Raw genomic sequence first — 18,847 nt, forward strand, 5'->3', positions numbered from 1 at the left:
TCAATGGCGAACCGCCTTTTTCATTGGAAATGCTTTAGCGGCACTTTGAATTGAATATTGCGTTCCGTTTTTAACTGATCAAATTGAATTTTGTAGGACTGCGTTTGGGTATCCACATCCATAATGGTTCCACAACCGAATACCGGGTGCACAACACGGTCTCCATTTTGAAACCGTTGAATCATGTTGGGGCTGGCTATTCGATTGACCCGTCCCTCAAAGCTCGCCGGCAATTCACGGACATAAGTTAAATTTTCACGCCCGGCATCAAAAATGAATCGAGAAGGAAGTTTGAAAACGTTGTCATTAGAAAACCCTTCACTGTCGCTTAAATACAGGGCTTTGATAGCACGGGTCATGGCAACATAGGCAATTCGTCTTTCTTCATCCATTTCTTCAGGCGTGGAAATTTTTTTAGAAGGAAAAACACCTTCATTGAGTCCGCAAATAAAGACGTAAGGGAACTCCATGCCTTTTGCGGAGTGGATCGTCATCACCTTAACGGCTTCATGCTTTTCTTTTCGATCTAAATTACTAAGTAGAGCGGTCTTATTTAAAAACTCCTGAAGTGTTGCGTCGGGATCCTGTCCTTCTTCTTCAATGGCTCGTTTAAGTTCTGCTACGTTATCCAAACGTTCTTGATCAGACTGAAGCCTCAAATAGTTTTCATAGCCACTCATATCAAGAATTCGTTGTAAAACAGAACCTAGCGATAAGGTGTGCCCATCTTTTTTCACTGTTTCAATGGCGTAGACGTACTGCTTAGCTCCGGTTGATCGGAATAAATCCTGCTCTAAAGTCTTCCTTAGAGCTTCGTAGAGAGAGCAATGTTCTGTCTCTGCCACAGTCTTTAGAAATTCCAGTTTTTTCTTGCCGATTTTTCTAGCCGGAGTGTTGATCGTTCGCAGAAAGGCAATATCATCGGCTGTCGTTAGCATACGCAAGTAAGAGAGACAGTCTTTAATTTCTGCCCGTGCATAGAATTCGATTCCGCTATAAATCTTGTAAGGAATGACGTTTTTGACAAAACTTTCTTCAATTGACCGACTCAAAAAGTGAGAACGATATAAAACTGCAATCTGATCATATCGGTTGCCGGCATTGATTAATTTTTTTATTTCTTGGCTAATCCAATCGGCTTCTTCTTTTTCACTTTGTGCGTGGAAAAAGAGGGGCTTGGGACCATTCGGTTTGGTGGCCTTCAATACCTTTGGATAACGAAGAACATTTTTCTGAATGAGCGTGTCGGCAGCTTTTAAAATTTCTGGGCTTGAGCGGTAATTTGTTTGCAGAACGATGGTTTGGGCATCCGGATATTGTTTATCGAAATCCAAGAAGAGTTTAACGTGAGCGTTTCTCCAAGTGTAAATCGTTTGGTCAGGATCGCCGACAATGAAAAGATTATGGTGCTTGCCTGAAAGCATTTGAGCGATGGAATATTGTTTGGCGCTGACATCTTGGAATTCATCAACCATCACGTACTGCATGCGGTCCTGCCATTTTTGGAGAATGTCGGGATAGTGTTTAAGAATGTAGGCGGTGAAGTTGATTAAATCGTTAAAGTCACAGGCATAGTTTTTCTTTTGCTCATAGAGATAGCGCAAAAATATGCCATCGTTAACGTCAGTTGCCAATTGAATTCGTTTTTCAAGTTCGGAGTTACTCAACGTAAAGATTTCATCGATGTAGCTACCGGCCGTGAGTTTTCTGGCTTCCAGTACTTCGTCAATTTTCTGTTTAATCGTGGCCTCTTTGAGCGTTAGGCTCATTTCTTCAAAAATTTTTAATAGTAATACTCGCTGATCTTCTACATCCAAAATGATGAAATTCTTCGGATAATGCAGAACGTGAATTTCTTCTTTTAAAAATTGAACACAGAAAGCATGCAACGTACAGATATAGCCCAAATCCAAGTCGCCTAGCCATTGACGAATGCGTTGCTTCATTTCGTTGGCGGCCTTGTTGGTAAAAGTGACGCACAAAATATTTTTAGCGGACACGCCTAATGTTTCTGTGAGGTAGCAGTAGCGAGCGGTCAGAGCTCGTGTTTTACCGGTGCCGGGGCCTGCTAACACACGAACATAACCTTCAGTGGACATAACCGCTTTCTGTTGCTCAGGATTTAATCCACTCAACCATGCCAGCATTTTTGTGTCCGAAAAAATTAAGCCTCAACAGAAAAAGTATAAAACACGATTCCTCCAACTTTTAGTTTTGAAAGTTGAAGGAATCTGTGGGGGAAATGGATATTGTGAAAACCTAGTGTTGATCAATTACGTCAATGAAGCCGCCGCCAAGACAAACCTCTCCGTCATAAATAACCGCGCTTTGTCCAGGGGTGACGGCCCATTGGGGTTCGTCAAAGTTCAGAGTGAACGCATTTTCTGAGATTTGGCTGACAGTGCAATTCCCATCTTTTTGCCGATAACGGGTTTTCACGGTGAGCTGACTGCCTTCAAGCGGAGCATTTCCGCTAACCCAACTGGGCATGACAGCGGTTAAGTGATGGCTCAAAAGCCAAGGATGATCATGTCCCTGGGCAATCCAAAGCGTATTGGTTGCCATGTCTTTTTTTGCGACAAACCAAGGCTCACCGTTGCCCTCGCGACTGCCGCCAACGCCAATTCCTTTGCGCTGTCCCAAAGTGTAGAAAGCCAGGCCCATGTGTTCACCGACCACGCGGCCATCCGTTGTTTTCATGGGACCGGGGTGTGTCGGCAAGTAACGATTTAGAAATTCCCGGAACGGCCGCTCACCGATAAAACAAATGCCGGTGGAGTCTTTCTTTTTGGCATTAGGCAGTCCGATTTCTTCTGCGATACGGCGAACTTCCGTTTTGCGCAATTCACCCACAGGGAAAATCACTTTGGAAATTTGTTCTTGGGTGAGTCGATGCAAAAAATAACTTTGATCTTTGGTTTCGTCTAAACCACGAAGAAGCTGTGTTTTTCCATCAGCGGTCAGGCGAGTTCTGGCATAGTGACCGGTGGCAATGCACTCGGCCCCCATATCCATTGCATAATCAAGGAAAGCTCTGAATTTAATTTCAGCATTGCAAAGCACATCTGGATTCGGTGTACGGCCTGCTGAATATTCGCGCAGGAAATCAGCAAACACACGTTCTTTGTATTCTTTGGCAAAGTTAACGGCTTCAATATCAATGCCGATCACATCCGCTACGCTTGTGGCATCGATGAAATCCTGACGTGAAGAACAATATTCACTATCATCGTCATCTTCCCAATTTTTCATGAAAAGACCGATTACATCGTAGCCCTGTTTTTTCAGTAAATAAGCGGAAACAGAAGAGTCAACGCCGCCGGACAGACCGACCACAACACGCTTTCCCATGCCGATAATCCTAAAAATTGAATTGCGATGAGTGCAATTATAGGTTGCGATGGCAACCTGTAAAATAGCGAAGTTAATTTTGGCAATGCACATGAAGTTTTTTAGGATTTTCTGATGTCAATGCAAAAGAAATTGAGCGAACAAGCTCAACGACTCACTTCACTATTAGGAATTGAAGCGCCGTTCATCGGAGCGCCGATGATGGGAGCAACGACGCCGGAAATGGTGGCGGGGATAAGTGAGGCTGGGGGGCTAGGTGTGATGCCATGCGGCTTAATGAATGCCGATGAAATTGTGAGCGCTGTTAAAAGAATTAAAACGCTTACTTCAAAACCTTTTGCTTTAAATATTCGAGTCTCTCCCCGGGCACCGGAAGACAAAGTTGCTACAAAAAATCTTTTTGATGCGCTTGAACCCTTAAGAGAAGAGTTGGGAGTGGCGCATCAAATGGCGGATATTCCTGCTTTTGACGAGCAGTTTGAGGCCATATTGTCAGCGGACGTGCCAGTCGTAAGTTTTAGCTTCGGCGGCCCTCGTGAAATTTATGCAGAGGCTCTGGAAGCTCGACAGATTCCCATGATGGGGGCGGTCAATTCGACTAGAGAAGCGAAGGTTTTAAAAACAGCCGGCTGTTCTGTCATCATCGCTCAGGGAATTGAAGCGGGAGGTCCAAGACAGTACTTCGAAAATCCTTTGGAAGGTTCTCAAATCGGCTTGATGGCACTCTTGCCGCCCGTGGTTCGTGTTTGTGGGGACACGCCTGTTGTGGCCGCTGGTGCCATGATGAGCGCGCAGCAAGTTTGCGCAGCGATGATGCTGGGAGCGTGTGGGGCGCAATTGGGTTCTCTTTTACTAAGAAGTGAAGAATCGGCGTGGCCGCTGTCGCTCAAAGATCAGATTCCCTGGTGTGATGATACGGCTACTCGTTTGTCAGACGTCGGTACTGGGCGTGCAACGCGTCTAATACCAACTGGAATCATCGAAGCCTTGTCCCAAGCGGGTTTGGCTGTAAGTTCTTATCCTGGTCAACTGCGTGTACTGGCTCCGATTTTTGCTGCGGCTATTGCTCAAAATCGCCCAGATTTATTGGAAATGGCTTTAGGGCAAGCCGCGCAGACTGCTCCCAAGGGAATGACTTGCGCTATAGTGACGAAATTATTCAATGATTTAAAAGATTGTTGGAGTGAGTAGCATGCCGATTAAGATTTTCACGGCCCTTTTGGTTCAAGATGTGCAAAATGATTTTATGAAAGATGGGGCCTTACCGGTTGCGGGAGCTGAAGCGGTATTGGAACCGATCTCGAAGATGGCGGCAACTTTTGATCGTGTCATCGCCACTCAAGAATTCAGACCAGACAATCATGTTGTTTTTGCTGACTCTCACGCAGGAATGAAACCCGGCGAGCATATTGACTGCGATGGTCAGAAGATCGTTTTGACGCCAAAGTTTTGTGTGGAAGGTTCCACAGGAGCAGACTTTGCTCGGGGACTGCGCTTACCCATGTCTCGAGTGATTGCCATCTTGAAAGGAACAAATGCACAAATTGACACTTATTCGGCATTTTTAGAAGCAGATCGCAAAACGCAGACAGGGTTACAATCGTACTGCGAAGATCGTTTCGTCAATCGTATTTATCTGTGCGGATTGTCGCGAGACGGTTCTTTGGTCAGAACAGCCTTAGATGCCTTGCACTACGAACATCAACTCTATTGGGTGACGGATGCGGTTGCCGGTTTAACTGCAGAGGATGACACGGGCATTGGCCTTTTGAAGGCCAAGGGAGTGAAGTTTGTGACAAGTAATGAAGTCATCAATAGGGAAATCCGTTAAAGGATTTTTGAGTTTAGTTAAAAAAGGAGGCTTGAGGGCCTCTTTTTTTAGGACTACACTTTATTGATCGTTAACCCTTACGAAAAAGTCTAATCATGCAGTCATTGTGGATGGTTGTCGCGGCTATGTTTTTTGCCCTCTATGCGGTTTGTATTAAATTCGCTAGCATTGAGGGGATAGGTTCTTTTGAAGTTCTTTTCTACCGCTCCATTTTTGGTTTAATCATTTTTTACACGATGATGCGCATACAGCATATCACCGTGCATACGGCCCACCCGATTGATCACATGATCCGCTCATTTGTGGGGGCCGGCGCCGTGATGGCTGGGATTTATTCCATTTCACACCTCAATGTCGGTTTGGCGATGACGCTGAACTACACCTCTCCTTTGTTTATCGGCTGTTTTACGATTGGCATCATGATGTCGCAGCACAAAGGAATTAACTGGAAGTTGCTTTCAACGCTCTTATTAGGCTTTTTCGGTGTGGTTGTGATGCTCTCACCAACCATTACGCCAGATGAATACTTTGCGGCCGGTGTGGGTTTGGCGGCCGGTTTCTGCACGGCAGTGGCTACGACTTACGTAAAACGCTTGGGTCTAATGAAAGAGCCTGAGCTAAGAATTCTCTTTTATTTTGTTTTAGTCGGCACGCTTTGCGGCCTTGTCGGAACCTTGATCGATGGAGGATTTACTATGCCGACGTGGGTTGCAGCAGTGGCTATCGCAGGGTTTGTGATTTGCTCGACCTGTGCCCAGTTCTTCCTGACAATTGCCTTTAGCCGAGGCAATCTTGTCCTAAGTGGCGCACTGCAGTACACCGTTATTTTGTTCTCGACACTAATGGGTGTTTTCGTTTTTGGTGACAGTGTCAGCATGGCTGTTATCGGCGGTATGGTGATGATTGTGGTGGCCGGTATTTTGGCCAGTTACTTCACTCGTCAAGAAAAACAACGTGCTTTGGAAGAAGCCAAGCACACGCCCGAAGGCCTGCAACGTCACTTGCGTCATAAAGAGGCTCGCGATCACTAATTGTAGGTGCTAAAAAACCGGTCCGAATTCGATTGAATTTTGGACCGGTTTTATTTTATTTGGCGTTCTTTGCCTCTTCCATTTCTTTTAGTGTTTTGATCGGTGTAAACGTGCCATCATCTTCCGCACGGAACACATAGTGTTCTTTCAGGTAAATCAAATCCGGTCTGCCGACAGATTCCAATTCAGCCAAAATGGCAGCGCGGGCAACGACCTTGGCACCGGCGGCTGTGGCGAGCGCTTCAACAGCAGCAAGTGATTCACCCGTTGCAAAAACGTCATCAATGATGGCGACCCGTTTGCCGCGGATACGTTCTGCTTCGTGTCCGTCAAGCCAAAGCGTTTGTTCTTTTTGCGTGGTGACGGAACGTAAGGTATGGGAAAGTGCATTTTGCATGTAGGGTTTGTAGCTCTTGCGGGCGACAACAAAATTTTCCATTCCCATGATGCGGCTCATTTCGTAGGCAAGAATAATGCCTTTGGCTTCCGCTGTGAGTAAAAGATCCACTTCAGGCAAGCGCTTAACAAGTTCGGGGGCAGCTGCCTTTACAAGCTCAGTGTCGGAAATAACGACAAAACTGGCCAAAGCGAGTCTGCCTGCGACTTTAACGAAAGGCAACTTGCGCTTGATACCCAGAAGTTCAAAATCAAAGTATTTCATGTCTCACCCGCGGGAAAAAAGAAAATAACCGATCGAAGAATTCGAACGGTGTTGTGAATACCGTAATTGTATATCGTCACAATTATGATTCGCGAGAAAATAGACATTACTCGGAAGAATTAAAGAAAAAAATAGCCGGACACCTCTTAATTGAAACGCGATGATGTCAATAAACTATGGAACATATTGATAAAAAGTATTAAACAGAACACTATCTATTGTGCTATATTGATCTGACCGAAAGATTGAAACGAATGGAGAGAATTATGGCTGAACAAGTGCAATTAAAGGATAGCGAACGCCAACCCTGCGAAGTTTGGACGCGTGTGATGGGCTATCACCGCCCGGTGTCTTCCTTCAATACCGGTAAAAAGGGCGAATTCTATGAACGCAAGTGCTTTGTAGAAAGCAAGTGCCACTTGGACGAAAAGGCGCCAGCAGGAAAGTAAGTTTGTCTATTTTGTTAAAAACGCCTGTCTCGCATCCGCGCGTTTTAGGCGTTTATTTTTTCTGACGACTAAAAAGCTCCCAGAAAAATTCATTTTCTGGGAGCTGGTCAAAGAAAAGGAGCGTTAGATTCCGTTAACTTTCTTTGCGTAACGGGTAAAGACCTCAAAGCCAATCGGCATGGATTGCGTGTCTTGCAAATCGAAGTCTGAGCGATGGTGGCCGTGATGGTTGCAGCCCCAGCGGAACATGCCGCCAACGCCGCCTCGTTCTACCACTCGGCGCAACATCATGGTGAAGTCTTCACTGCCGGCGGGCGAGCAGAGATCAACCACGTTGCTGACTTCAGGAATGCCCTTGGCAATTTCTTTGAGATCATTGAGTACTTCCGGGCACTCGATAATCGTTGTGGCTTCGCCCACTTTCTCAATCCGACCTTCAACTTCATAAGACTCGGCATTACCTTTGACGATATGTTCAATTTTTTGGCAAAGGTAATCGTTGATCTCTGCCGTTTCGCCTCGTACTTCTGTTTGCATATAAGCGTGAACAGGCGTGACGTTGCGGCCTTCACCGGCAACCAGTCTGCCGACAGCAACACGAGAGGCGCCTTCGCCATGGCGCGGAATGCCCACAATCATCATGGCGGTAGCACTGGCTGCCAACAGGGCACTGTGGCCTTTGTGAGGATTGTTGCCGGCATGTGAGGGCGTGCCTTTGAAATAGATATCAAATTTGGTGCTGGCAAGGACTCCCTTGTGCACTAAGCCGACTTCTCCCAACTTGACCTTGCCGCCACAGTGAGAGCCTACGATGATGTCTACATCATCCAAGACACCGGAACCGACGATAGCCACGGCTCCGCGAACACCTTCTTCGGCAGGCTGATAGATGAGTTTGAAAGTACCTTTAAGCTCGTCTTTGTGTTCCATCAACCAGCGAGCGACAGCAAGGCCCAGGGCGGTATGACCATCGTGGCCGCAAGCGTGCATGAAACCCGGATGAGTGGAGCGGAATCCCAAACGATTAGGAGCGTGATCAGGATCGTCGGTTTCTTCGACAGGATTGCAGTCCATGTCAAAACGGAAGGCGGTGACAGGGCCGGGACGACCGGTGTTTAAAACGGCAACGCAGCCGGTGTAGCCTTCAATTTTTTCGATGAATTCATGAGGAACTCCATGGCCCTCGGCGCGTTTAATGGCTTCAGCGACTGTCTTTTCGTTGCGGCCCAAGACGTTTTCAGGATTGATAATTTGGGTGCCCAAACGGATATCGGTGTAACCCAATTCTTTTAAGCGCTGAGCAACCAAATAGGTTGTTTCAAACTCCGTCCAGCCTTCTTCCGGAATGGTATGCAAATGACGACGAGTGGCGATCATTTCGTCAAAAATTGTTTTATCCATTTTCTACTTCCTATCAATGAACAATGTTCAAAACGAAAACACCACCCGAGATGTCATTTGTTCTTCGGGTGGTGCTTGTTTCCATAAGTTTTTAACCGTTAAATATGAATCATGGCACTGAAGTAGACCGCGATACCAGTCAAGAACATGACGGGGATGGAGCGGCGAACCACCACGAACGGATCCAAACCACTTAAACCTGAGACGGCAATGGTGACGCCAGCCACAGGACTTGAAGAACGCATGATGCCGCTGATCAATTGCAGGGGCGAAATCATGAAGGCAGCGTTGGCGCCAACGGTTAAAGCAGCATCCGGAATCATCGGAGCGAAGCTAAAGAACGAGGCGTTGCCCGACCCCGTCACAAAAGAGGCCAAAGCGACGATGACGACCATGGCGGTGTAAAGGGCGATAGCACCCGCATCCATGCTGGAGACCGCTTGAATGATCGTGTCGATACCGCCGGATTTCGTCAAGCCTTGAGCGAACACTTCGGCGCACACGATTAAGAACACGGTTGAGGTGAACACCTTGCCCATGCCTTGAGCAAAAGCCTTAAGCGAAGCCAAGCATTCCTTGAGGCTGCGAGTGCGAATGCCGTGAATAACCAAAGCAAAGAGAGTTGAGCACAAGAGCGCGGTCACCACTTCCATGCGAATGCCCTTGTACATCAATGGAGAGAATACAAAGAGCATGATCACCGGAATCAGCGGGAAGAAGGCATAGAAAGCGGGAGCGTCGGGTTGCTTACTTTCCGTGCTGGAGGCTGTGGCAAGGAAGTCTTCCTTCGTGATCTTGCCACTGGCGAGATCGCGCTTATCAAACCATTGCTGGATGAAATAGTGGGAAATGAAAAGCACGATCAATGCAGGCCAGGCGATGATCCATTGGACATTCAAGAAGAAGTCCATCACGTGCATATTGGTCAATTCAGAGCCCAAGAGGTTGTTGGCACCGGACGGTCCCAAGCAGACGCAACCGCTCATGACGATACTGGCAGCAGCCGATTGACGAGAGACGCCACCCGCTAAAAGGATCGGGTACATCGAAACCATGAGCAACAGCGCCAAGCCGGCTGCAGACGGAATAAATATATTCAAGGCGATGCTGATCATCGTACCCAATACCATGATCAAGTAGGGCGAATGCATATAAGACAGCGGTTTAACGCTCAAGCGGACAAGAGCGCCAGCGGCACCGATACGATCCATATAGGAGGCAAAGCCACCAATGATCATGATGTTCATGCCAAGGCCGGCAGCGCGGCTTTGCAAGAGGTTGGTCACGATCTGAATAACATCCAAGCCGGCCAAATGAGTGGCTTTCTTACCAGTGAGAATAGGATCGGGAGAAATAAGCGTCACAACGGCAAGGGTGATAAGACCCACAAACAGCAGGGCACCCGGAGCGTAATATTTTTTAACGATGAGGTATGCCGCTGCCACAACAGAGATAATAACGATAACAATGCCGGTCATCGTAAGCTCCTCGTGAAAGGCAAATACAAAAAAAGGGGGAACGTTTGATAAACGTTTTTCAAGGCGTATCTTCGCTGAATATCCGTTTAGTCGAAATGATTGAAAACCCTAATTAATAAGTTTTTCTGAGTAGTTTCCACTAGAAAATATTTCAAAATTAGGACTAAAACATTTTTACTTTTGCTTCCGAAAAAATGGCCGACAGGGGAAACTATCGGCCATTTGTGACTGTCATGAAGGAACTATTGGGCTTTGGAGATGGAATCCATGTATTCGCAATAGCTTTCTTTCGTTAAGACAGGTTTAAAGTTGTCGCAAATGCGTTGGGCTTCTTGTGCATCATCGGCCAGTAAATCAATGATGGTCATGGCCAACACTTTTGCGGTCTTCTTTAAGCCCGCTTCCTTATTGTCGAAGTTGTAGCTCGCGCCATGTAAGACCCCCTTTACGCAGCCCACCCAGGGATGCACGACGGGCATCAAATGCGACACATCGCCCATGTCGGTAGAACCTGCGGAGTGAACGCCTTCAACCACATTTTCCTTTCCGAATACTTCTTGAGCGTTGGCTCTCAATACATCGTGGAAGTTTTCATCAGGGCGCAACGGTAAGTAGCCGGGTAAATCTTGAATTTCACAACTGGCTCCAATCGCGTCACCCCCGGCCTTAAGCGCACGATTGATGGCTTTGTTGTATCGGGTGAGCGCATCAAGCTTGGCTGCGCGCACATAGCTTTCCATCTTTACGCGATCAGGGATGACGTTAACCAGGTCACCACCGGCGTTAATGATCGGGTGGAAACGAACACAGTCGTCATCACGGAACGTTTCACGGATGGCATTGACACCCATCACACCCATCATGGCCGCATTTAAGGCGTTAACCCCCTTATCGGGAGCGCCGGCAGCGTGAGCGGCCTTACCGCGGTACTCGATTAATTTACCGATGAAGCCGTTGCAACTTGCTCCCACCTGGAATTCTCCATTGGGATTGTCAGTCGGGTCCACGTGCATCTGCATGGCCATGTCCACATCATCAAAGCCGCCTTGAGCAATGATTTCCGCTTTACCGCCTAAATAACGCAGTTGGCCTTTTTCGCGAAGACCGTTGCGATAGTCAATTTCCACGTATTCTTCGGCAGGCACTGCGAAAAAGACGACATCACCGTCAAGGTACTTCATGATGTCGGCATCTTTAAAGGCCATGGCTACAGCAAGAAGATTGCCGATTTGTACGTTGTGACCACAGCAGTGAGCCGCGCCCGTTACAGGATCAGCGTTCGGGTGATCCCGGCAGACAATGGCGTCGAGTTCACCCAAAAGCGCAACAGTTTTGCGAGACTTTTTCCCTTTGACACGAGCCTTCACACCCGTGATGCCCCAGCCATCCGTATGGGCTAGGCCAAGGGCATCAAAGGCAGCTTTTACTTTAGCAGAGGTCTTTTGTTCCTTAAAGCCGAGTTCAGGCTCAGCAAAGATGTCCATTGCCAATTTTTCAACATCTTCAAAGCGGGCATCAATGGCCTTGCAGACCGCTTCTTTTAATTGCGCTTTATTCATTTGAACCTTCCTTTCAGTCAAAGAATTCTTTAGAAAATACCTTCCAGATGCAGCATTAATTCAGCCAAAGCCGTGGCACAGATGAAGCTGCCGGCGGCAACTGCCAAAGCGACCGGAACGATGCGCCAAGACAGTTGCTTGAAAGCTTGTAAATCCTTGCCTAAGCATAGGCCGCCGTAAGCAAGAATGGGCGTCGTAATCGATAAAAAGCCGACATTTTTCGTTTGAGCCAGAATCCAATCACTCAGGGGAAATTGCGGCATGGAGACAACAACCGCGACAATCGAGACCCAAAACACCATGGGAAGCATCTTAAAGCCCGGCAGCCAACTGATGACAATACCGATAACCGTAATAACGACCAAGACAAGAGCACCGATCGAACCGGCTGCTAAATCGCCGTTGCTGCCGACCGTATGTGCGATGACAGAATAGGCAGCCGTCACAACCAGAATAAACAGGATGTCTTTCATTTTTTCGAGATAAGCTAACATGATCTTTTCCTTTTCCGTTCGTTAGGTTGCCTGATTAAATTTCAGCTTGGGCATTTTTGTTTTCAACACGCTTGTCGCCGGTAAAGAATTCGTAGATTTTGATCGTGACCGGCAGCGAAACAAAGAGTGCGAAGTAAATGCCGAGAATCGAGGTCATCAGATTGGCTGCGGCGGCGTACGCTTGAACCAGCTGCGCTTCATGCGGATAGGAGGCGACAATCGAACCAACGCCTGCGGCCATCATACTGGCCGAACCAATACCGGCGCCCATGGCCAAAGCGTGCGGATGGAAAATGTCTAATTGGGCAATAACACCGGCCAATAAAGAAATCCACAATGCGCCGAAAACGGTACCGCAGATGTACATACCCATTACCCCGCGACCTTCTGCACTGTCTAATCCAAATTTTTCACCGATGATGGCGACATTGGCTTCCCGGTCAATGGAATAGCAGGCACCGATGGCTTCACGCTTCATTTTCAAAAGTAGGGCGACGGGGAGACCGAAAATAAGGGTGCCGAAGAAGTGGCCGAATTCCTGCATGATGAGTGCCCAACCGGAATTGAGCAAAATTTCCAGATTCGGACCGATATCCAGACCGATCTTGGCAATTAAAACAAGCATGGCAATCGGCATAAATTTAGCCGCTCTGTCCATTTGTGATTTATTCAAAATGTGCAGACGCGGCAAACTGATGATGCCACCGATGACCAATGCAAACAGCAAAGGCAGCATCACGACGAGTCCAAATTTCTGCGTTCCGATGGCTTCGGCTATCACCACAACGATGAGGGCCAATATATGCAATTTAAAGTTTGCGATCTTTTGCATGATATGTCCTTTTCTTTTACTGCAAAGGCCCTTTACCGTAGGAGAAAAAGTCTTTGCTGTGTCTTTCTCAGCGATTAGGGGAGTGTTTAAATACTTTTAGCCCTAATGGAAGTACTTTTAGAGACACTTACAAAAATGCCTAAAAAGACTTTGGTCTTTTGAGAAAGCTAAATTGTTAAAAGTTGGAAACTGTGATTTTTGACTCTGGGCGAGTGGGCTATCACAAAGCCTTTGTTCAATCGGGCATCCTTAGCAGGAAGCGCCCGTTGATGTAGTGGAGGTAGATGATGAGTGTGAGGAGGAGGTGGCGTGAGCGCGCAAAACGTTGCAGTCTAAAAGTTGACAATAATTTCGTTTGGCTACATACCGGTCTATGCGTACTAGCATGATGACTCTCCTAAAACACCGTTCGATAGTTCGAACATGTTCCTACTGTAGCAGAGTACAAAACAATAGGCGAAATTATTTTCCTATTGACTAGTGGCTTTGGCCTAGGTGGAAAAAGGAAAGACCACCTGTTTGAAGGTGGCCCGGTGATCTTTAACGTTGTTGTTTTAGCCTGGGAATTTTTCCGCTAAACGATCAAATTCCTCGCTCCATTCACGCTTCCATTTTTGTTTTGTTTCTTCATCAATCCAAGCGCCGTCAATACCATTGAGCATGAAAGCCTTTAAGTCACTGACTGTGAAATTGAGGAAGTTATACATCAACATCCATGTTTGAGTGGCGTTGACATGGTGCATGGTCGGATCGTCCGTATTCGGATGCACGCGAAGTCCCATCGGAACCATCTTACGAATGGGTTGTTTAAGTGCCCATTCCTCATCGCTGAAGGTACGCAAATAGTAAGAATTGGTCGGAACGACCGTGATAATTAAACCGGCTTTTTTCACTTCTTCCACCAATTCCGGATTATCAATGATGGTATAGCAGTGATCGAGTCGATCGGCCTTAAGAAGCTTCATGGCGGTTTCAATGTTTCTCCAGTGACAGCCGAATTCGCCCGCGTGGATGGTCACTTTAAAACCGGCTTCCTTGGCCATATAAAAAGCCTTCCAGAAGTTTTCCGGTTCATGGTCATTTTCGCGGTAGTCAATGCCGATGCCAATTGTTTCGGGAGCACGATTAGCAATCATTTCTTGAGCCAATTGCACGGCGGCTTCCGGGGTATCTTCACGGTCAATCGAGGGAATCAAGCGACCGATGACGCCAAAGTCGCGCTCACCTTCGTGAATGCCTTCAATGATGGCAGCCTGGGCGTCTTTGTAGCTGTAGTGACGGGCAAGACCGGTGTAATTCCAGAAAAATTCTGTGTAGCGAATGCCATGCTTTTTGCAGTCAGCTAAATATTCGTACGTGATGCGTTTGAGCATCTCGGGCTTGATCAAAATGTGTTCTTCAAGAGCACGGAAAATGCGAAGAACGCCAACGGGTTTGTCACCGCGAGTAAAGAAGCCGTCAATTTCTTCTTGCGTAATAGGTGCGCCGGACTCTTTCACCAAATCTTCAAAAGTGGATTTTTGAGTGGTGCCTAGCAAGTGACAATGCAGTTCAGTTTTCGGAATAGCTCTAAAAAATTCCATATGTTCTGCAGTCATCGTACGGGCAAACGGGGAGTCCGGAACAAAAGCCGGGTTATCTTTACGCATGAATCATTCTCCGAGAAAAACAAAAAGGCGATGCAGCGCATCGCCTCTTGATTATAGTGATTGAATTTAGATTACGATGCAGCCGGGGGCGTCTTGCGGACGTTCAACAATTTCGCCCAAACGGAACACTTTTTCGCCTTCAGCTTTAAACGCCTGCATGGCGCGTTCAGCGTCTGCCGCATCCACGATAACCACCATGCCGATGCCGTTATTGAAGACTCGGTGCATTTCATGGGAATCAATGTTGCCGGCTTCTTGCAGCCAGTCAAAGACTGCGGGACGCGTCCAACTGTCGGCATGAATAACAGCTTGCGTGTTTTCGGGTAACACGCGGGGCACGTTTTCAATCAGGCCGCCCCCGGTAATGTGAGCCATGCCTTTAATTGTCACAGACTTCATGACATTTAAGACCTGCTTGACGTAGATACGCGTGGGTTCCATCACGCAATCGGCCAATGTGCGACCATCAAGCGGCATGTCCCAAGGGGTATTGGTAACTTCCACGACCTTGCGGATCAGTGAAAAGCCATTAGAGTGGGGACCGCTTGAGGCTAAGCCTAAAACAACGTCGCCGGCCTTGATGGACTTGCCGTCAATAGCCTCATCTTTTTCCACGATGCCGACAGCAAAACCGGCTAGATCGTATTCACCTTCCGGGTACATACCGGGCATTTCCGCGGTTTCACCACCAATTAAGGCACAACCGGCTAATTCGCAACCATGAGCGACACCGGCAACCACGCGTTCGGCAATGTCCACATCCAATTTACCGCAGGCGTAATAGTCGAGGAAGAAAAGGCTCTTGGCACCTTGCACAAGAATGTCATTGACACTCATGCCAACCAAGTCCTGTCCCACCGTATCATGACGGCCGAGGGTGAAGGCAAGTTTCAATTTTGTGCCCACGCCGTCGGTACCGGTGACCAATACGGGGTTCTTGTATTCTTTGGAAATTTCAAACATTGCGCCAAAGCCGCCGACACTGGCTAAAACGCCAGGAATCATCGTGCGCTTAGCAAGCGGTTTGATGCGTTCAACCAGTTCATCACCGGCGTCAATATCCACACCGGCAGCAGCGTAAGAAAGTTGTGTCATGTTCTTTGCCCAAAAAAGGTGAAGGTGGCGGTACACTTGCGTATCCGCATGAATTAACTTGTTGATTCTAGCAAGGCTAGGAAACCTTCACATTAAGATAAATATGCGCTTTGAACAATTGCCGTTAGACATTGTTATGGAACCTGCCGCAACGCTCGACAATTTTATTGTTGGAGCCAATGGCGGCGCTCTGACGTGCTTAAGGCAAATGCAGGAAAAAGGCGAACCTCAATTGATTTACCTTTGGGGTGAGTCGGGAGTCGGCAAAACCCATTTGGCTGTTGCCATGGGATTAAAGGAAAATGATGTCCCTGCGTTTTCGACTGATCGTTTGCGCTACGCCGTTGATGATGTGGATACGCTCACAGAGGAAGGGTTGGATCGTCTCTTTGCGTTGATTAACGAAGTGCGAGTTCATCCGGGGGCCACTTTAGTGATGACGGGTAAAAAGTCGCCCGCGGAAAAATTTGTGAGACCCGATATCTGCACACGTTTAACTTGGGGAGCGGTTTTCCATATCAAACCTCTTGAAGGGGATATGTGGAAAGCGCTCGCGGCTCAAGCCAAGGAACGCGGAATAGAGGTGACGGCAGAGGCGGAAAACTGGATGAAAAATTATTTGCCGCGGGATATTAAAACGCTGTCACAACTACTCAATGAAATGGATCGGGAACTGTTGGCCAAGAAGAAAGCCACGGTAACGATTCCGGCGTTAAAAGCCTGGCTTACCAAACATGGAGAAAACCTTTGAAACTGGCAATTTTTGATATGGACGGGACACTCATGCCCATTGATGTCGGTGTGGTGTGGGTTGATTTTTTGGCAAGTAAAAGCGGCGCTGATCTCTCTGAAGAATTGGCTTTATCAAAACGTTATCTCGAAGACTATCGCTGCGGCCGGTTTCAAGTTGAACCCTTCATGCACTTTCATATGGCGCTTTTATCACGTTTTTCCCGTCAGAATATCGAAAGGTTAAGAGAACGATTTGTTGAAGAGGTCGTTAAACCTAATGTCACCTCAGCCGCTAAAAATGTCGTTGAGGCTATGCGTCTTGAGGGTTACGTTCCGGTATTAGCAACCGGCACTCAAGCCTTTGTTTCCGAGACAGTCGCTCAGCTTTTTGGAATTGAACATTTATTGGCAACAAGGCCGGTTGTTGACTCTCGAGGTGAATTCACGGGAGAGTTTGAGGGCGGTTTTTGTTACGGCCAGCATAAAATTGATCGACTAAAAGAATTTTGTCAAAAGCTTGGCATGCCTTTGACTGAACTTTCCGACAGTGTTGTATACACTGACTCCATAACTGACCTTCCCTTGCTACAATTCGTCGAATCTTTTCATGGTCATGTGGTCGCGACCAATCCGGATCCCCAATTAAAAGAAAAAGCGCAAAAAAGCGGTTGGGCTGTTTTAAAGCTCTTTGATCGAGCCTGAGCCCTTGATTTCGGAAGTCGCCGCCTTTCAAGGACGAACAATGTTTAAAAACATTATTGCCTACACTAAGGAATTATTTTCTTCTTCAAAAACAAAAAAAGAACCAGAACACTACGTAAAAACCCCGCGGATTATTGGCCGTGATGAACACGGAATTGATAGGCGGTTAGTCAGTCTGGAAGCAATGCGAACGGTGCGAAATCTGCAGCGGGCGGGCTACGAAGCTTATGTGGTTGGTGGCGCTGTTCGCGATCTTTTGCTTGGCGTTACTCCGAAAGATTTCGACGTTGTAACCGATGCAACGCCCGAACAAGTCAAGCGTTGTCAAAAGCGTGCCATCATCATCGGTAAGCGCTTTAGGCTTGTGCACGTCATGTTTGGCCGGGAAAAAATCGAGTGCTCAACATTTCGCGCATTAGAAGGCGCTGGAGTTAGAAAAGATAAATTCGGACGCGTAATTTCCGACAATGTTTTCGGGGAAATGTGGGAGGATGCGGCAAGACGCGACTTCACTGTTAATGCGCTTTATTACAACCCCACGACTGAAGAACTCATTGACTACCACAATGGCATGCGTGACATCTTGGATGGTGTCGTGAGAATGATCGGAGATCCGGAAGACCGCTATCGGGAAGATCCGGTTCGCATGCTCCGTGCGGTTCGCATTGCCTCTAAATTGCAGTTCAAAATTGATGAAGCGACGCTTGAGCCAATCAGTCGGCTGGCGCCGCTTTTAGCCAATGTGCCTGAGGCTCGTTTGTTTGATGAAGCCGTGAAATTGCTTACTTGCGGCCGCGCCATTGACTGTACGGAAAAATTGCGACAGTTGGGGCTATACCGTAATGTAATTCCTCTCTTAGAAGTGGCACTAAAAGAGCAAAAAGGGGAACGCTTTTTAATGCTCGCGATGAAGCGGACCGACGAGCGGATTGCAATCGGTAAAAAGGTTTCTCCGTCGTTTCTCTTTGCGACATTGTTGTGGCCCCTAACGTATCGTCACTTTGAAGAGCGTATTTCACGTGGTGAGAGTCAAATACAGGCCATGATTGAAGCAGGCCGCTATGTCCTTGATAAGCAGTGCGAGAAGCTGGCTATTCAAAAGCGCTTTGTAGAGGACATTCTGACAATTTGGGTTCTACAAATTAAATTGCTGCGCCGTGGAACAAAGTCGGCAATGGGGCTTTTGAATATTCCAAAGTTTCGTGCCGGGTACGACTTTATGCTCTTAAGAAGTCAGTTGGAATACGTTGATCCTGCGATTGTGAACTGGTGGACTAAATTCCAAGAGGTTGACGAAGCAACGCGCCTAGAGATGATTCGCGAGCAAGCTACTGCGAACGCCCAGGCGCGAAAACCGAGAAAAGGCGAACCGAAGCGACCCAGTAAGGCCCAAATTAAAAAACAATTGCTGCTCGAGGCTGATAGTTGGCAGCTTGTGCGCGATTTAAGCGGTACAGCCGGTAGCGATGGCATGATTGACCTCATTGATGACGAAGAACTCTCGCAGAACACTAAAGCGGCCCGGCCTAAACGCCGTCGCCGTCCTGCCATTCGCCGTAAGAAAATTCAGATTGAGGATTAA

The 18,847-nt window shown here is 47.4% G+C and carries 17 protein-coding genes; 7 read left to right on the top strand and 10 right to left on the bottom strand.

The window, feature by feature from the left end; translation table 11 throughout:
- Positions 1-20: 20 nt before the first annotated feature.
- Positions 21-2,147 (bottom strand): ATP-dependent helicase, encoded by a 2,127-nt coding sequence (locus tag NW199_RS02265; RefSeq protein ID WP_258333512.1) that lies wholly within the window; start codon positions 2,145-2,147, stop codon positions 21-23.
- A gap of 112 nt (positions 2,148-2,259) precedes the next feature.
- Positions 2,260-3,351, bottom strand: a complete 1,092-nt coding sequence (mnmA, locus tag NW199_RS02270; RefSeq protein WP_249092200.1) for a tRNA 2-thiouridine(34) synthase MnmA — start codon at positions 3,349-3,351, stop codon at positions 2,260-2,262.
- Positions 3,352-3,465: 114 nt separating this feature from the next.
- Here mnmA and NW199_RS02275 point away from each other — a divergent pair, with 114 nt between their 5' ends.
- From NW199_RS02275 to NW199_RS02285, 3 genes are all read left to right on the top strand, one after another.
- Entirely contained in the window at positions 3,466-4,542 is a 1,077-nt protein-coding gene (locus NW199_RS02275) for an NAD(P)H-dependent flavin oxidoreductase (RefSeq protein ID WP_258333513.1), read from the top strand.
- A 1-nt stretch (position 4,543) separates the two neighbouring features.
- Complete coding sequence (locus NW199_RS02280; RefSeq protein ID WP_258333514.1) at positions 4,544-5,182, top strand: isochorismatase family protein; 639 nt, start codon at positions 4,544-4,546, stop codon at positions 5,180-5,182.
- A 95-nt stretch (positions 5,183-5,277) separates the two neighbouring features.
- Positions 5,278-6,213 (top strand): DMT family transporter, encoded by a 936-nt coding sequence (locus NW199_RS02285; protein ID WP_258333515.1) that lies wholly within the window; start codon positions 5,278-5,280, stop codon positions 6,211-6,213.
- A 55-nt stretch (positions 6,214-6,268) separates the two neighbouring features.
- On the opposite strand, the gene NW199_RS02290 is transcribed toward NW199_RS02285, so the two are convergent.
- The gene (locus NW199_RS02290) at positions 6,269-6,874 is read right to left on the bottom strand and encodes a phosphoribosyltransferase family protein (RefSeq protein WP_022473191.1); all 606 of its coding nucleotides are present in this window, start codon (positions 6,872-6,874) and stop codon (positions 6,269-6,271) included.
- Positions 6,875-7,140: 266 nt separating this feature from the next.
- On the opposite strand from NW199_RS02290, the gene nrdD reads away from it, so the two are divergent.
- Entirely contained in the window at positions 7,141-7,323 is a 183-nt protein-coding gene (nrdD, locus tag NW199_RS02295; RefSeq protein WP_249092204.1) for an anaerobic ribonucleoside-triphosphate reductase, read from the top strand.
- A gap of 123 nt (positions 7,324-7,446) precedes the next feature.
- On the opposite strand, the gene NW199_RS02300 is transcribed toward nrdD, so the two are convergent.
- The 7 genes from NW199_RS02300 to purM all read right to left on the bottom strand — a co-directional run bounded on the left by NW199_RS02300 (position 7,447) and on the right by purM (position 15,831).
- A complete protein-coding gene (locus tag NW199_RS02300; RefSeq protein ID WP_022473193.1) occupies positions 7,447-8,724 on the bottom strand; it encodes an amidohydrolase in 1,278 nt (425 codons plus the stop codon).
- Positions 8,725-8,822: 98 nt separating this feature from the next.
- Positions 8,823-10,202, bottom strand: a complete 1,380-nt coding sequence (dcuC, locus tag NW199_RS02305; protein WP_258333516.1) for a C4-dicarboxylate transporter DcuC — start codon at positions 10,200-10,202, stop codon at positions 8,823-8,825.
- Between the two features lie 242 nt (positions 10,203-10,444).
- On the bottom strand, positions 10,445-11,761 hold the full coding sequence (locus NW199_RS02310) for an amidohydrolase (RefSeq protein WP_258333517.1): 1,317 nt from the start codon (positions 11,759-11,761) through the stop codon (positions 10,445-10,447).
- 29 nt (positions 11,762-11,790) lie between these two features.
- A complete protein-coding gene (locus NW199_RS02315; protein WP_022473196.1) occupies positions 11,791-12,255 on the bottom strand; it encodes a hypothetical protein in 465 nt (154 codons plus the stop codon).
- Positions 12,256-12,289: 34 nt separating this feature from the next.
- Entirely contained in the window at positions 12,290-13,087 is a 798-nt protein-coding gene (locus NW199_RS02320; RefSeq protein ID WP_022473197.1) for a DUF3100 domain-containing protein, read from the bottom strand.
- 554 nt (positions 13,088-13,641) lie between these two features.
- On the bottom strand, positions 13,642-14,736 hold the full coding sequence (locus NW199_RS02325; RefSeq protein ID WP_258333518.1) for an adenosine deaminase family protein: 1,095 nt from the start codon (positions 14,734-14,736) through the stop codon (positions 13,642-13,644).
- A 66-nt stretch (positions 14,737-14,802) separates the two neighbouring features.
- Positions 14,803-15,831 carry a phosphoribosylformylglycinamidine cyclo-ligase gene (gene purM, locus NW199_RS02330; protein ID WP_022473199.1) on the bottom strand — a complete coding sequence of 343 codons (1,029 nt, stop codon included), beginning with the start codon at positions 15,829-15,831 and terminating at the stop codon, positions 14,803-14,805.
- Between the two features lie 103 nt (positions 15,832-15,934).
- Between purM and NW199_RS02335 the strand changes: the two genes are divergently transcribed.
- The 3 genes from NW199_RS02335 to pcnB are packed head-to-tail and all read left to right on the top strand — an operon-like array spanning position 15,935 to position 18,847.
- Positions 15,935-16,582, top strand: coding sequence for an HdaA/DnaA family protein (locus NW199_RS02335; RefSeq protein WP_258333519.1), 648 nt, complete (start codon positions 15,935-15,937; stop codon positions 16,580-16,582).
- Positions 16,579-17,265 carry an HAD family hydrolase gene (locus NW199_RS02340; RefSeq protein ID WP_258333520.1) on the top strand — a complete coding sequence of 229 codons (687 nt, stop codon included), beginning with the start codon at positions 16,579-16,581 and terminating at the stop codon, positions 17,263-17,265. The genes NW199_RS02335 and NW199_RS02340 overlap by 4 nt, the downstream gene beginning before the upstream one ends.
- 40 nt (positions 17,266-17,305) lie before the next feature.
- Positions 17,306-18,847 (top strand): polynucleotide adenylyltransferase PcnB, encoded by a 1,542-nt coding sequence (gene pcnB / locus NW199_RS02345; RefSeq protein WP_258333521.1) that lies wholly within the window; start codon positions 17,306-17,308, stop codon positions 18,845-18,847.

The organism is Parasutterella secunda (assembly GCF_024733725.1).
GTDB classification, from domain to species: Bacteria; Pseudomonadota; Gammaproteobacteria; order Burkholderiales; family Burkholderiaceae_F; genus Aphodousia; species Aphodousia faecalis.

Coding starts and splice junctions, on each gene's coding strand:
- NW199_RS02265 (WP_258333512.1), bottom strand. CDS start 2,147: ATGCTGGCATGGTTGAGTGGATTAAATCCTGAGCAACAGAAAGCGGTT.
- mnmA (WP_249092200.1), bottom strand. CDS start 3,351: ATGGGAAAGCGTGTTGTGGTCGGTCTGTCCGGCGGCGTTGACTCTTCT.
- NW199_RS02275 (WP_258333513.1), top strand. CDS start 3,466: ATGTCAATGCAAAAGAAATTGAGCGAACAAGCTCAACGACTCACTTCA.
- NW199_RS02280 (WP_258333514.1), top strand. CDS start 4,544: ATGCCGATTAAGATTTTCACGGCCCTTTTGGTTCAAGATGTGCAAAAT.
- NW199_RS02285 (WP_258333515.1), top strand. CDS start 5,278: ATGCAGTCATTGTGGATGGTTGTCGCGGCTATGTTTTTTGCCCTCTAT.
- NW199_RS02290 (WP_022473191.1), bottom strand. CDS start 6,874: ATGAAATACTTTGATTTTGAACTTCTGGGTATCAAGCGCAAGTTGCCT.
- nrdD (WP_249092204.1), top strand. CDS start 7,141: ATGGCTGAACAAGTGCAATTAAAGGATAGCGAACGCCAACCCTGCGAA.
- NW199_RS02300 (WP_022473193.1), bottom strand. CDS start 8,724: ATGGATAAAACAATTTTTGACGAAATGATCGCCACTCGTCGTCATTTG.
- dcuC (WP_258333516.1), bottom strand. CDS start 10,202: ATGACCGGCATTGTTATCGTTATTATCTCTGTTGTGGCAGCGGCATAC.
- NW199_RS02310 (WP_258333517.1), bottom strand. CDS start 11,761: ATGAATAAAGCGCAATTAAAAGAAGCGGTCTGCAAGGCCATTGATGCC.
- NW199_RS02315 (WP_022473196.1), bottom strand. CDS start 12,255: ATGTTAGCTTATCTCGAAAAAATGAAAGACATCCTGTTTATTCTGGTT.
- NW199_RS02320 (WP_022473197.1), bottom strand. CDS start 13,087: ATGCAAAAGATCGCAAACTTTAAATTGCATATATTGGCCCTCATCGTT.
- NW199_RS02325 (WP_258333518.1), bottom strand. CDS start 14,736: ATGCGTAAAGATAACCCGGCTTTTGTTCCGGACTCCCCGTTTGCCCGT.
- purM (WP_022473199.1), bottom strand. CDS start 15,831: ATGACACAACTTTCTTACGCTGCTGCCGGTGTGGATATTGACGCCGGT.
- NW199_RS02335 (WP_258333519.1), top strand. CDS start 15,935: ATGCGCTTTGAACAATTGCCGTTAGACATTGTTATGGAACCTGCCGCA.
- pcnB (WP_258333521.1), top strand. CDS start 17,306: ATGTTTAAAAACATTATTGCCTACACTAAGGAATTATTTTCTTCTTCA.